Origin of the sequence: Citrobacter sp. Cpo037, from assembly GCF_030332945.1 — a bacterium.
GTDB classification, from domain to species: Bacteria; Pseudomonadota; Gammaproteobacteria; order Enterobacterales; family Enterobacteriaceae; genus Citrobacter; species Citrobacter portucalensis.
The window spans coordinates 117,756-129,387 of the sequence record NZ_JAOWGW010000055.1; the positions used below are offsets into that span (position 1 = coordinate 117,756).

Annotated in this window: 12 protein-coding genes; 10 read left to right on the forward strand and 2 right to left on the reverse strand. The window is 52.2% G+C overall.

What is annotated here, in order from left to right; all coding sequences use genetic code 11:
- Nucleotides 1-2: 2 nt before the first annotated feature.
- From cyoB to OGX94_RS10375, 5 genes are all read left to right on the forward strand, one after another.
- The gene (gene cyoB / locus OGX94_RS10355; protein WP_003831008.1) at nucleotides 3-1,994 is read left to right on the forward strand and encodes a cytochrome o ubiquinol oxidase subunit I; all 1,992 of its coding nucleotides are present in this window, start codon (nucleotides 3-5) and stop codon (nucleotides 1,992-1,994) included.
- On the forward strand, nucleotides 1,984-2,598 hold the full coding sequence (locus tag OGX94_RS10360) for a cytochrome o ubiquinol oxidase subunit III (protein WP_003831007.1): 615 nt from the start codon (nucleotides 1,984-1,986) through the stop codon (nucleotides 2,596-2,598). The genes cyoB and OGX94_RS10360 overlap by 11 nt, the downstream gene beginning before the upstream one ends.
- A complete protein-coding gene (locus tag OGX94_RS10365; RefSeq protein ID WP_003831006.1) occupies nucleotides 2,598-2,927 on the forward strand; it encodes a cytochrome o ubiquinol oxidase subunit IV in 330 nt (109 codons plus the stop codon). Before OGX94_RS10360 ends, OGX94_RS10365 begins: the two co-directional genes overlap by 1 nt.
- Nucleotides 2,928-2,938: 11 nt before the next feature.
- Entirely contained in the window at nucleotides 2,939-3,829 is an 891-nt protein-coding gene (gene cyoE, locus OGX94_RS10370; protein WP_003831005.1) for a heme o synthase, read from the forward strand.
- Between the two features lie 221 nt (nucleotides 3,830-4,050).
- Entirely contained in the window at nucleotides 4,051-5,415 is a 1,365-nt protein-coding gene (locus tag OGX94_RS10375; RefSeq protein ID WP_003831003.1) for an MFS transporter, read from the forward strand.
- A 94-nt stretch (nucleotides 5,416-5,509) separates the two neighbouring features.
- On the opposite strand, the gene OGX94_RS10380 is transcribed toward OGX94_RS10375, so the two are convergent.
- Complete coding sequence (locus OGX94_RS10380) at nucleotides 5,510-6,001, reverse strand: YajQ family cyclic di-GMP-binding protein (protein ID WP_003831002.1); 492 nt, start codon at nucleotides 5,999-6,001, stop codon at nucleotides 5,510-5,512.
- Between the two features lie 174 nt (nucleotides 6,002-6,175).
- On the opposite strand from OGX94_RS10380, the gene panE reads away from it, so the two are divergent.
- The 3 genes from panE to OGX94_RS10395 are packed head-to-tail and all read left to right on the forward strand — an operon-like array spanning nucleotide 6,176 to nucleotide 8,755.
- Nucleotides 6,176-7,087 (forward strand): 2-dehydropantoate 2-reductase, encoded by a 912-nt coding sequence (gene panE, locus OGX94_RS10385; protein ID WP_003831001.1) that lies wholly within the window; start codon nucleotides 6,176-6,178, stop codon nucleotides 7,085-7,087.
- Nucleotides 7,050-7,640 carry a protein deglycase YajL gene (gene yajL / locus OGX94_RS10390; protein ID WP_257661416.1) on the forward strand — a complete coding sequence of 197 codons (591 nt, stop codon included), beginning with the start codon at nucleotides 7,050-7,052 and terminating at the stop codon, nucleotides 7,638-7,640. The genes panE and yajL overlap by 38 nt, the downstream gene beginning before the upstream one ends.
- Before the next feature lie 32 nt (nucleotides 7,641-7,672).
- Nucleotides 7,673-8,755 carry a hypothetical protein gene (locus tag OGX94_RS10395; protein WP_257661415.1) on the forward strand — a complete coding sequence of 361 codons (1,083 nt, stop codon included), beginning with the start codon at nucleotides 7,673-7,675 and terminating at the stop codon, nucleotides 8,753-8,755.
- 65 nt (nucleotides 8,756-8,820) lie between these two features.
- Here OGX94_RS10395 and thiI read toward each other — a convergent pair whose 3' ends face one another.
- The gene (gene thiI / locus OGX94_RS10400; RefSeq protein WP_286569162.1) at nucleotides 8,821-10,269 is read right to left on the reverse strand and encodes a tRNA uracil 4-sulfurtransferase ThiI; all 1,449 of its coding nucleotides are present in this window, start codon (nucleotides 10,267-10,269) and stop codon (nucleotides 8,821-8,823) included.
- A 196-nt stretch (nucleotides 10,270-10,465) separates the two neighbouring features.
- Between thiI and xseB the strand changes: the two genes are divergently transcribed.
- Nucleotides 10,466-10,708 carry an exodeoxyribonuclease VII small subunit gene (xseB, locus tag OGX94_RS10405; protein ID WP_003021586.1) on the forward strand — a complete coding sequence of 81 codons (243 nt, stop codon included), beginning with the start codon at nucleotides 10,466-10,468 and terminating at the stop codon, nucleotides 10,706-10,708.
- Nucleotides 10,709-11,608 (forward strand): (2E,6E)-farnesyl diphosphate synthase, encoded by a 900-nt coding sequence (ispA, locus tag OGX94_RS10410; RefSeq protein ID WP_003830997.1) that lies wholly within the window; start codon nucleotides 10,709-10,711, stop codon nucleotides 11,606-11,608.
- Nucleotides 11,609-11,632: the final 24 nt, after the last annotated feature.

An 11,632-nucleotide genomic window follows, 5' to 3' on the forward strand; every position in this document is an offset into this window, starting at 1 on the left:
CGATGTTCGGAAAATTGACGCTGGATGCAGTTCCGTTCCATGAACCTATTGTCATGGTTACGATTGCTGCCATTATCATCGGTGGTGCGGCCTTACTGGGCCTTATCACTTACTTCGGTAAGTGGACCTACCTGTGGAAAGAGTGGCTAACCTCGGTTGACCACAAACGCCTTGGCATCATGTATGTCATCGTCGCAATCGTCATGTTGATTCGTGGCTTTGCCGACGCCATCATGATGCGTAGTCAGCAAGCGCTGGCTTCTGCAGGTGAAGCGGGCTTCCTGCCTCCTCACCACTACGACCAGATCTTCACGGCTCACGGCGTGATTATGATCTTCTTCGTGGCAATGCCATTTGTTATCGGTCTGATGAACCTGGTGGTTCCGCTGCAGATCGGCGCACGTGACGTTGCATTCCCGTTCCTGAACAACCTGAGCTTCTGGTTCACCGTTGTCGGCGTAATCCTGGTTAACCTTTCTCTGGGCGTGGGTGAATTCGCGCAGACCGGTTGGCTGGCGTATCCGCCACTTTCGGGAATAGAGTACAGTCCAAGCGTCGGGGTCGACTATTGGATATGGGCAGTCCAGTTGTCCGGTATTGGTACAACCCTGACCGGTATCAACTTCTTTGTGACCATCATTAAGATGCGTGCACCAGGAATGACCATGTTCAAGATGCCGGTGTTTAGCTGGGCATCTCTGTGTGCAAACATCCTGATTATCGCTTCTTTCCCAATCCTGACGGTTACCGTCGCGTTGCTAACCCTGGATCGCTATCTGGGCACCCATTTCTTTACCAACGATATGGGCGGCAACATGATGATGTACATCAACCTGATTTGGGCCTGGGGCCATCCGGAAGTGTACATTCTGGTTCTGCCAGTCTTCGGTGTGTTCTCCGAAATCGCGGCAACCTTCTCGCGTAAACGTCTGTTTGGTTACACCTCGCTGGTGTGGGCAACCGTGTGTATCACCGTTCTGTCGTTCGTTGTTTGGCTGCACCACTTCTTCACCATGGGTGCAGGCGCTAACGTAAACGCCTTCTTCGGTATCACCACCATGATTATCGCCATCCCGACCGGGGTGAAGATCTTCAACTGGCTGTTCACCATGTATCAGGGCCGTATCGTATTCCACTCAGCAATGCTGTGGACGATTGGCTTTATCGTCACCTTCTCAGTCGGCGGCATGACCGGTGTACTGCTGGCGGTGCCGGGTGCGGACTTCGTTCTGCACAACAGTCTGTTCCTGATCGCGCACTTCCATAACGTTATCATCGGCGGTGTCGTATTTGGATGCTTCGCTGGTATGACCTACTGGTGGCCAAAAGCGTTTGGCTTCACGCTGAACGAAACCTGGGGTAAACGCGCATTCTGGTTCTGGATCATCGGCTTCTTCGTAGCATTTATGCCACTGTACGTGCTGGGCTTCATGGGTATGACCCGTCGCCTCAGCCAGCAGATTGATCCACAGTTCCATCCGATGCTGGTCGTTGCCGCCTGCGGCGCCGCGCTGATTGCACTGGGCATCCTGTGCCAGCTGATTCAGATCTTCGTTTCTATTCGCGACCGCGAGCAGAACCGTGACCTGACCGGTGACCCATGGGGTGGTCGTACGCTGGAGTGGGCAACCTCTTCCCCGCCTCCGTTCTATAACTTTGCCGTTGTGCCGCACGTTCACGAGCGTGATGCCTTCTGGGAAATGAAAGAAAAAGGTGAAGCGTACAAGCAGCCTGCGCACTATGAAGAAATTCATATGCCGAAGAACAGCGGTGCCGGTATCGTCATTACCGCCTTCGCAACACTGTTTGGTTTCGCCATGATCTGGCATATCTGGTGGCTGGCAATTGCAAGCTTCGCAGGCATGATCATCAGCTGGATTGTGAAAAGCTTTGATGAAGACGTGGATTACTACGTGCCGGTCCCGGAAGTCGAAAAACTGGAAAACCAGCATTTCGATGAGATTACTAAGGCAGGGCTGAAAAATGGCAACTGATACTTTAACGCACGCGACTGCCCACGCGCACGAACACGGGCACCACGATGCAGGCCAGACCAAGATCTTCGGATTCTGGGTCTACCTGATGAGCGACTGCATTCTGTTCTCTATTCTGTTTGCAACCTATGCCGTTCTGGTGAACGGCACCGCAGGTGGCCCGACAGGTAAGGACATTTTTGAACTGCCGTTCGTTCTGGTTGAAACATTCCTGCTGTTATTCAGCTCCATTACTTACGGCATGGCAGCGATTGCCATGTACAAGAACAACAAGAGCCAGGTTATCTCCTGGCTGGCGTTGACCTTCTTGTTCGGTGCCGGATTCATCGGGATGGAACTCTATGAATTCCATCACCTGATTGTTAACGGTATGGGCCCGGATCGCAGTGGCTTCCTGTCTGCGTTCTTCGCGCTGGTCGGCACGCACGGTCTGCACGTCACCTCCGGTCTTATCTGGATGGCAGTGCTGATGGTGCAAGTTGCTCGTCGCGGCCTGACCAGTACTAACCGTACCCGCATCATGTGCCTGAGCCTGTTCTGGCACTTCCTGGATGTGGTGTGGATCTGTGTGTTCACTGTTGTTTATCTGATGGGGGCGATGTAATGAGTCATTCTAACGAGAGCGGCGGCGCATCCCATGGCAGCGTAAAAACCTACATGACAGGTTTTATCCTGTCGATCATCCTGACGGTCATTCCGTTCTGGATGGTGATGACAGGTTCTGCCTCACCGGCCGTCATTCTGGGAACTATTCTGGCAATGGCAGTGGTACAGATTCTGGTGCACCTGGTGTGCTTCCTGCACATGAATAGCAAATCTGATGAAGGTTGGAACATGACGGCCTTTGTCTTTACTGTGCTAATCATCGCCATCCTGGTTGTGGGCTCCATCTGGATTATGTGGAACCTTAACTACAACATGATGATGCACTAAGAGCGGCGATTATGATGTTTAAGCAATACCTGCAAGTAACGAAACCAGGCATCATCTTTGGCAACCTGATCTCGGTGATTGGGGGATTCCTGCTGGCCTCGAAAGGCAGCATTGATTATCCCCTGTTTATCTACACGCTGGTTGGGGTGTCACTGGTTGTGGCGTCGGGTTGTGTATTTAACAACTACATCGACAGGGATATCGACAGGAAGATGGAGAGGACCAAAAACCGCGTGTTGGTTAAAGGTCTGATTTCCCCTGCGGTCTCGCTGGTATACGCCACCCTGCTGGGTATTGCTGGCTTTATGCTGCTGTGGTTTGGCGCGAACCCTTTGGCCTGCTGGCTGGGGGTAATGGGCTTCGTGGTCTATGTGGGCGTTTATAGCCTGTACATGAAGCGCCATTCCGTTTACGGCACGCTGATTGGCTCACTCTCCGGCGCTGCGCCGCCGGTGATTGGCTACTGTGCCGTAACCGGTGAGTTCGATAGCGGTGCGTTGATTCTGCTGGCTATTTTCAGCCTGTGGCAGATGCCGCACTCGTACGCGATTGCGATTTTCCGCTTCAAGGATTATCAGGCTGCCAACATCCCGGTACTGCCGGTGGTGAAAGGTATTTCGGTCGCGAAGAACCATATCACGCTGTACATCGTGGCATTTGCTATTGCCACGCTGATGCTAACCCTGGGCGGCTATGCAGGTTATAAATACCTGATTGTTGCAGCGGCGGTGAGCGTCTGGTGGTTGGGCATGGCGCTGCGCGGTTATAAAGTGGAAGATGACAGAGTCTGGGCGCGCAAGCTGTTCGGTTTCTCCATCATCGCCATTACCGCGCTTTCCGTGATGATGTCCGTCGACTTTATGGTGCCAAACTCGCAGAACCTGCTGACTTACGTCTGGTAAGTTAATCGTCACACCTTCTATGCCGGATGGCGGCTGACGCCTTATCCGGCCTACAAAAAAGCACATAGCTTGTAGGCCGGATAAGTTACGTTCAGATCGCTATCCGGCATTTTCGTCTCCAGCCGACGCCCCTCACAACCCCAACATTTGTTAATAAAGCGCATATTTACCCAGCCTGCTTAGCGCTTTACACTAGGCGCGAAATTAATACAGAGGTGGGAATGAACGATTACAAAATGACGCCCGGTGAGTTGCGCGCCACCTGGGGTTTAGGGACCGTATTCTCGTTGCGCATGCTTGGCATGTTTATGGTCCTGCCGGTTCTGACCACATACGGTATGGCGCTACAGGGTGCCAGTGAAGCGCTGATTGGCCTTGCCATCGGCATATATGGTCTGGCACAAGCCGTTTTCCAAATCCCCTTTGGCCTACTCTCTGACCGCATCGGTCGTAAGCCACTTATTGTCGGCGGGCTGGCGGTATTTGTTCTCGGCAGCATAATTGCTGCTCTCTCAGATTCAATCTGGGGAATTATTCTTGGCCGGGCTTTGCAAGGCTCTGGCGCGATTGCTGCTGCCGTAATGGCGCTACTTTCCGACTTAACCCGTGAGCAAAACCGTACCAAAGCGATGGCGTTTATCGGCGTCAGCTTCGGTATCACCTTCGCCATTGCGATGGTGCTGGGACCAATAGTTACCCATGCGCTGGGGCTACACGCGCTGTTCTGGATGATTGCAGCTCTTGCTACCACGGGTATTGTGCTAACCATTTGGGTCGTTCCCAATAGCACTACCCACGTGTTGAACCGCGAGTCGGGCATGGTAAAAGGCAGCTTCAGCAAAGTGCTGGCGGAGCCAAAACTGCTGAAGCTCAATTTTGGCATCATGTGCCTGCACATTTTGCTGATGTCCACATTCGTCGCCTTACCAGGCCAACTGGCGAAAGCGGGCTTCCCCGCCGCAGAGCACTGGAAAATTTATCTGGTGACGATGCTGCTGTCCTTTGTTTCCGTAGTGCCGTTCATCATTTACGCCGAAGTGAAGCGCAAGATGAAACGTGTGTTCCTCGCCTGCGTGTTACTGATACTTATTGCAGAGATTGTATTATGGAGCGCTAACATTCGTTTCTGGGGGCTGATTGCGGGCGTGCAGATATTCTTCCTCGCCTTCAACCTGATGGAAGCCCTCCTCCCCTCACTTATCAGTAAAGAGTCTCCGGCTGGCTATAAAGGCACGGCGATGGGCGTTTACTCCACCAGCCAGTTTCTTGGCGTGGCGATTGGCGGTTCGCTCGGCGGTTGGGTGGTTGAAATGTTTGATGGTCAGGCCGTATTCCTGGCCGGCGCGCTTCTGGCAGCAGTTTGGTTAGTTGTGGCAAGTACAATGAAAGAGCCGCCGTATGTCAGCAGCCTGCGTGTGGAAATCCCACCGGAGATTGCCGCCGATGACACGTTAAAGCAGCGCCTGCTGGCAAAAGAAGGAATAAGCGAAGTGTTAATTGTGGCAAAAGAGCATTCGGCCTACGTGAAAATCGACAGCAAAGTCACCAATCGATTTGAGGTTGAGCAGGCCATCAGTCAGGCGTGATGATTGCCGAATGGCGACTATCGTCTTATCCGGCCTACAAATAACGAGTGCTACCTGTAGGCCTGATAAGCGTCGCGCCATCAGGCATTACGACTTAATCGCGGAAGTTCTTAAACTGGAACGGCTGGCCGAGGTCGCCACCGCGAACCAGTGCCATGACGGATTGCAGGTCGTCACGCGCCTTGCCGGTTACACGGATTTCTTCGCCCTGAATCTGCGCCTGCACCTTCAGTTTGCTGTCTTTGATCAGCTTAACGATCTTCTTTTGCACTGCGCTTTCAATGCCTTGTTTCAGCTTAGCTTCAACAAACCAGGTTTTACCGCTGTGCACGAAGGTTTCTGGTACGTCCAGCGACGTGCCTTCAATACCGCGTTTGAGCAGCTTGGCACGCAGAATATCCAGCAACTGATTGACCTGAAAATCAGACTCGCTCAGCACCTTAATCGTCTTATTTGACTCATTCAGCTCAAAAGTCGCTTCAACGCCACGAAAATCAAAGCGTGACTCCACTTCGCGGCTGGCGTTATCTACCGCGTTACGGGCTTCCTGAAGATCAACTTCAGAGACAATATCGAAAGATGGCATCTTTTCCTCTCCCTTCATTTTTGATGCGAAGCATAATACCTGCAAAGTTACCCAACAGACAGCGCTATACTAGGCTGTATCCTTTAATTGTACGTGGTACTGATACCTGCGAACAATAATGGGGTACGGCCGATATGGATTAACACCTGGTGCTGTTGCAGGTGAGGAGGAAGAATGAAAATTACCGTACTGGGATGTGGAGCGCTAGGACAGCTTTGGCTTACCACGCTATGCAAACATGGACATGAGGTGCAAGGGTGGCTACGCGTACCGCAACCCTATTGCAGCGTAAACCTGATCGACACGGATGGGTCAGTTTTTAATGAATCCCTGACGGCAAACGACCCCGACTTTTTGGCAAAAAGCGACCTGCTGCTGGTCACCCTTAAAGCCTGGCAGGTTTCTGATGCGGTAAAAGGCCTGGCCGCAATTCTGCCTGAAACCACCCCGATTCTGCTGATTCACAACGGTATGGGGACGATTGAAGAGCTGCATAGCATTAAGCAACCTCTGCTGATGGGCACCACCACCCACGCGGCACGCCGTGACGGGAACGTCATCATTCATGTCGCTCAGGGAACAACGCGCATTGGTCCGGCGCGTGAACAAGACGGTGATTTCAGTTATCTGGCTGAAGTCCTGCAAGAGGTGCTACCGGACGTCGCCTGGCACGACACTATTCGCGCCGAGCTGTGGCGCAAACTGGCCGTCAACTGTGTCATTAACCCGCTGACCGCATTATGGGATTGCCCAAACGGCGAGTTACGCCATCATCCTGAAAAAATAGCACTCATCTGCGAGGAAGTGGCCGCGGTCATTGAACGCGAAGGCCACCACACATCTGTGGATGATTTACGCTATTATGTCGAGCAAGTGATTGACAGTACGGCGGAAAATATCTCATCGATGCTGCAAGACATACGTGCCCTGCGCCATACTGAGATCGACTACATTACCGGTTATTTGTTAAAACGCGCCCGCGCGCACGGCATCGCCGTTCCGGAAAATGCCCACCTGTTTGAAATGGTTAAGAGAAAGGAAAGTGAGTATGAGCGCTCAAGCACTGGTATGTCTCGCCCCTGGTAGTGAAGAGACCGAAGCGGTCACCACTATCGATCTGCTGGTTCGCGGCGGAATTAAGGTCACAACCGCCAGCGTCGCCAGCGATGGCGGCCTGACTATTGTGTGCTCACGCGGAGTAAAGCTGCTGGCGGATGCACCATTAGTCGAAGTTGCTGACGGCGATTTCGACATTATCGTGCTACCGGGCGGTATTAAAGGCGCCGAGTGTTTTCGCGACAGCCCGCTGCTTATCGAAACCGTGAAACAGTTTCATCGTTCCGGGCGCATTGTCGCGGCAATTTGCGCCTCGGCCGCCACCGTACTCGTCCCACACGATATTTTCCCCATCGGTAACATGACCGGTTTTCCGGCGCTGAAAGACCAAATTCCCGCTAACCAGTGGCAGGACAAGCGCGTCGTATGGGATCCGCGCGTCAATCTGTTAACCAGCCAGGGACCGGGAACCTCAATCGATTTCGGTTTAAAAATCATTGATCTGCTGGTAAGTCGCGAAAAAGCTCACGAGGTGGCGTCACAGCTGGTGATGGCCGCGGGAATCTATAACTACTACGAGTAAATCTTCGAGCCACTCCCTTATAAGGAATCATAATGAAAGGATATCTGAGTGGAGTGGCTTTACTGCTCCTTTCCGGTTATGCCACAGCGACGCAACTCGAAATAAAGAGTATTGAATATTGCTATCCCGGAAGCACTGAAATGCAGTATCGCGTGCCATGGTTTTCCTCGACGGATAACCCCAAAGTTGCAAAACGCATTAACGATTATATTTTCGCAAGCTTTATCAATCAGCTACCGGGCAATACTCCACAGGCCACAGTAAATCAGTTTGCGAAATCAGCCATGAATCCCACCGCAAACCTTGACTACACGGTTGAGTATCGCGACGCAAAAATCCTGACGCTCAACATGTTTATCGAAGGTTGCGGGGCGTATTGCGAGTCGTACAATGTGCCGATCAGCTTCGATTTAGCCAGCGGTGCGGCAATTACCCTTAACGATCTCTTTTCCCGGGCTACAATCGCCGAATTAAACACCCGCATCAGAAAAAATATCCGCGGCCAAATCGATACCTTTGTTACGGCACATAATTCGCAAACACCAGAACAAATAAAAGAAGAGAAAGGTGAAGATTTTAACTATGCCGAATTCTACGCATCGTGCGCAACCTACACCGACGGTTTGTACTACATCGACAAATTCTCCCTGCAAAAAGACCATCTGGCTTTCCTGAACGGACGCTGTAGCAACCACGCCAGCCGTGCGCTCGACGAGTTGGGTGATTTCACAACGAAAATCCCAACCGCGGAACTGCAAAATCGACTCACACCGTACGGCCAATATCTGACTACCGCAAAGAGTACAACACCAGTTTTGCCAGCGCCCGGCATTGACGGCAAAGTCATGTACGGCACGCTGGGAAAAAGCATGCGTATTGTGTTGAAGGTGGACTGCAAATACGGTGATTTTTTTGAAGGGGCTTACTTTTACCAAAAATTTGGCGCACCGATTGAATTGACCGGCAAATGCGACACAGCCGACAATCAACATTATGAACTGAAGACATCTGCGGCTGAACAAACGCAAGAGAAGATAACGCTAGAGTTAAAAGACGGTGTCTATCAGGGGCTCTGGGAGTCGAACGGGAAGACGCTTCCCGTGCGGTTTGAATAATATCGTTATATTGCCGGATGGCGGCGTAACCGCCTTATCCGGCCTACAACACGGTGTTTACTCAATTACGGGCGATACACCTTCACGTTCTCAAAGCCCTGCTCGCGCAGATAAAGCGCCTGCAGACGGCTCATCACTCCGCGTTCACACCACAGCAGCCAGGTTTTACTCTGGTCCAGATCGCCGAATTTAGTGCTCAGCTTGTAGAATGGCAGAGAAACGACGTCCACACCTTCAATCTTCAGCGGTTTATCATCCTGTTCATCCACAGAACGGATATCAAGGATTACGTCATTCGGGCCGAAACCGCTCACGGTTTCCACTTCTACCACGGTCTGCTGCGTCTGCTGGGCGATATCGCGAATATCGATATTGTTCGCTTCTTCAACCACTTTATCGAGGATAGAGAAATCGAAGTTTTCTTCTTCGGCCTCAATCTTCGCTTTGATCGCTTTCACCGTCGGGCTTTTTGAAATCACACCGCAGTATTCCGGCATGGTACGGGCAAAGTCCTCGGTACCAATTTCACGCGCCAGATTGATGATGTGCTCTTTATCATGGGAGATAAGCGGGCGCAGGATCAGGGTGTCGGATACGTTATCGATCAGACGCAGGTTGGTCAGCGTCTGGCTGGACACCTGGCCCAGTGCTTCACCGGTTACCAGCGCCTGTACGCCGTAGCGCTCAGCGACTTTCGACGCCGCGCGAACCATCATACGTTTGAGAACCACGCCCATCTGGCCGTCATCAACTTTCTCCAGGATCTCACCGACCACCGGTTCAAAGTTGATAGCAACAAAACGCACGCGATGCGAACTACCGAAGCGATTCCACAGATAATGCGCCACCTGGCGAACGCCGATTTCATGCGCTGCGCCGCCAAGGTTAAAGAAACAATAGTGCACACGGCAGCCGCGACGCATCAGCATATAGCTGGACACACCGGAGTCGAAACCGCCGGAAATCAGCGACAGTACGTCTTCCTGCGTCCCAATCGGGAAACCACCAATACCTTCATAGCGGCCTTTAACCAGCAGCAGACGGTCGTTTTCGATTTCAAGATTAACGGTCACATCCGGCTTCGTCAGCTTCACGCGTGCAGATTCAATATGTTGGTTCAGTCCACCGCCAACATAACGTTCCACCTCAATGGAGCTAAACTCATGCTTCCCGCGACGCTTAACGCGTACACAGAAGGTTTTACCTTCCAGTTGATCGCGATACTGCACCAGTGCCTTCTCAAAAATATCGTGCATATCGGTAAACGGCACGTCTTCTACTTCGAGAATGTGGTGGATACCCGGAATACGGATCAGCGCGTCGCGAATATCCAGGCGCTGGCTTTCATCTTTAGCGCGAACCTCAACGTGATCCCAGTGACGGACAACGGCAAGGTCTTCATCATAGTGCTTTAAAACGTTACGAATGTTCCCTGTCAGAATTTTTATAAAGCGCAAACGCACAGATTGGCTTTTGATGGTGATTTCTGGGAACAATTTAATGATAAACTTCATGGCGGCAATGGTTCTTAGGCAAGTCTGAATGACTTGTAATGGAAAAAAATACAGCAGCCCATACCCGCGACTGCATCCAGGCGCGCAAGTATATCACCATCACGCGGCTACTGTGCACATTGCGCGTTATTTGCTTATCAGTGCGAGTCCGTTACCATAGTCTTGTGCTGCCAATACAGAGAGTCAGACATTCATTATGCCGAAGAAAAATGAAGCGCCCGCCAGTTTTGAAACCGCGCTGAGCGAGCTGGAACAAATTGTTACCCGTCTGGAAGGCGGCGACCTGCCGTTAGAAGAAGCGTTGAACGAATTCGAACGTGGCGTACAGTTGGCGCGTCAGGGACAGGTCAAATTACAACAGGCTGAACAGCGCGTACAAATCCTGCTGTCAGATACTGAAGACGCCGCCCTTACGCCTTTTACACCGGATAATGAGTAAATGGATTTTACGCAGCAGCTACAGGCTTGCGTTGAGCAGGCAAACCAGGCACTGAGCCGTTTTATCGCGCCACTGCCCTTTCAGAACACTCCCGTGGTAGAAACCATGCAATATGGCGCATTATTAGGCGGTAAACGTCTGCGCCCGTTCCTGGTGTATGCGACCGGTCAGATGTTTGGTGTCAGCCTGAGTACGCTTGATGCTCCCGCTGCCGCCGTCGAATGCATTCATGCCTATTCGCTGATGCACGATGATTTGCCCGCGATGGATGACGATGACCTGCGACGCGGTCTGCCGACTTGCCACGTAAAATTTGGCGAGGCAAATGCGATCCTGGCCGGAGATGCGCTACAAACGCTGGCATTCTCCATTATCAGCGACGCCCCAATGCCGGAAGTCACTGACCGTGACCGCATCGCGATGATCTCTGAACTGGCTCAGGCCAGCGGCATTGCCGGTATGTGCGGCGGCCAGGCACTGGATCTGGAAGCTGAAGGTCATCAGGTTGAGCTGGGTGCACTGGAGCGGATTCACCGCCATAAAACCGGAGCATTGATTCGCGCCGCCGTGCGTTTGGGGGCGTTAAGTGCTGGCGATAAAGGGCGAGAATGCCTGCCAATACTCGACAAATACGCAGAAAGCATCGGTCTGGCTTTCCAGGTTCAGGATGACATCCTGGATGTGGTAGGCGATACTGCAACATTGGGTAAACGTCAGGGTGCTGACCAGCAGCTTGGCAAAAGTACCTATCCTGCACTTCTGGGTCTTGAGCAAGCCCAGAATAAAGCCCGGGATTTAATCGAGGACGCCCGCCAGTCGCTAAGTCTGCTGGCCGCACAGTCACTCGATACCTCGGCACTGGAAGCGCTAGCGGACTACATAATCCAGCGTGATAAATAAACCAACATATCCCATGAGCTTGCG

What these genes read in the sequence shown, in the direction of transcription:
- cyoB (WP_003831008.1), top strand. Translation starts at nt 3, where the DNA reads ATGTTCGGAAAATTGACGCTGGATGCAGTTCCGTTCCATGAACCTATT.
- OGX94_RS10360 (WP_003831007.1), top strand. Translation starts at nt 1,984, where the DNA reads ATGGCAACTGATACTTTAACGCACGCGACTGCCCACGCGCACGAACAC.
- OGX94_RS10365 (WP_003831006.1), top strand. Translation starts at nt 2,598, where the DNA reads ATGAGTCATTCTAACGAGAGCGGCGGCGCATCCCATGGCAGCGTAAAA.
- cyoE (WP_003831005.1), top strand. Translation starts at nt 2,939, where the DNA reads ATGATGTTTAAGCAATACCTGCAAGTAACGAAACCAGGCATCATCTTT.
- OGX94_RS10375 (WP_003831003.1), top strand. Translation starts at nt 4,051, where the DNA reads ATGAACGATTACAAAATGACGCCCGGTGAGTTGCGCGCCACCTGGGGT.
- OGX94_RS10380 (WP_003831002.1), bottom strand. Translation starts at nt 6,001, where the DNA reads ATGCCATCTTTCGATATTGTCTCTGAAGTTGATCTTCAGGAAGCCCGT.
- panE (WP_003831001.1), top strand. Translation starts at nt 6,176, where the DNA reads ATGAAAATTACCGTACTGGGATGTGGAGCGCTAGGACAGCTTTGGCTT.
- yajL (WP_257661416.1), top strand. Translation starts at nt 7,050, where the DNA reads ATGAGCGCTCAAGCACTGGTATGTCTCGCCCCTGGTAGTGAAGAGACC.
- OGX94_RS10395 (WP_257661415.1), top strand. Translation starts at nt 7,673, where the DNA reads ATGAAAGGATATCTGAGTGGAGTGGCTTTACTGCTCCTTTCCGGTTAT.
- thiI (WP_286569162.1), bottom strand. Translation starts at nt 10,269, where the DNA reads ATGAAGTTTATCATTAAATTGTTCCCAGAAATCACCATCAAAAGCCAA.
- xseB (WP_003021586.1), top strand. Translation starts at nt 10,466, where the DNA reads ATGCCGAAGAAAAATGAAGCGCCCGCCAGTTTTGAAACCGCGCTGAGC.
- ispA (WP_003830997.1), top strand. Translation starts at nt 10,709, where the DNA reads ATGGATTTTACGCAGCAGCTACAGGCTTGCGTTGAGCAGGCAAACCAG.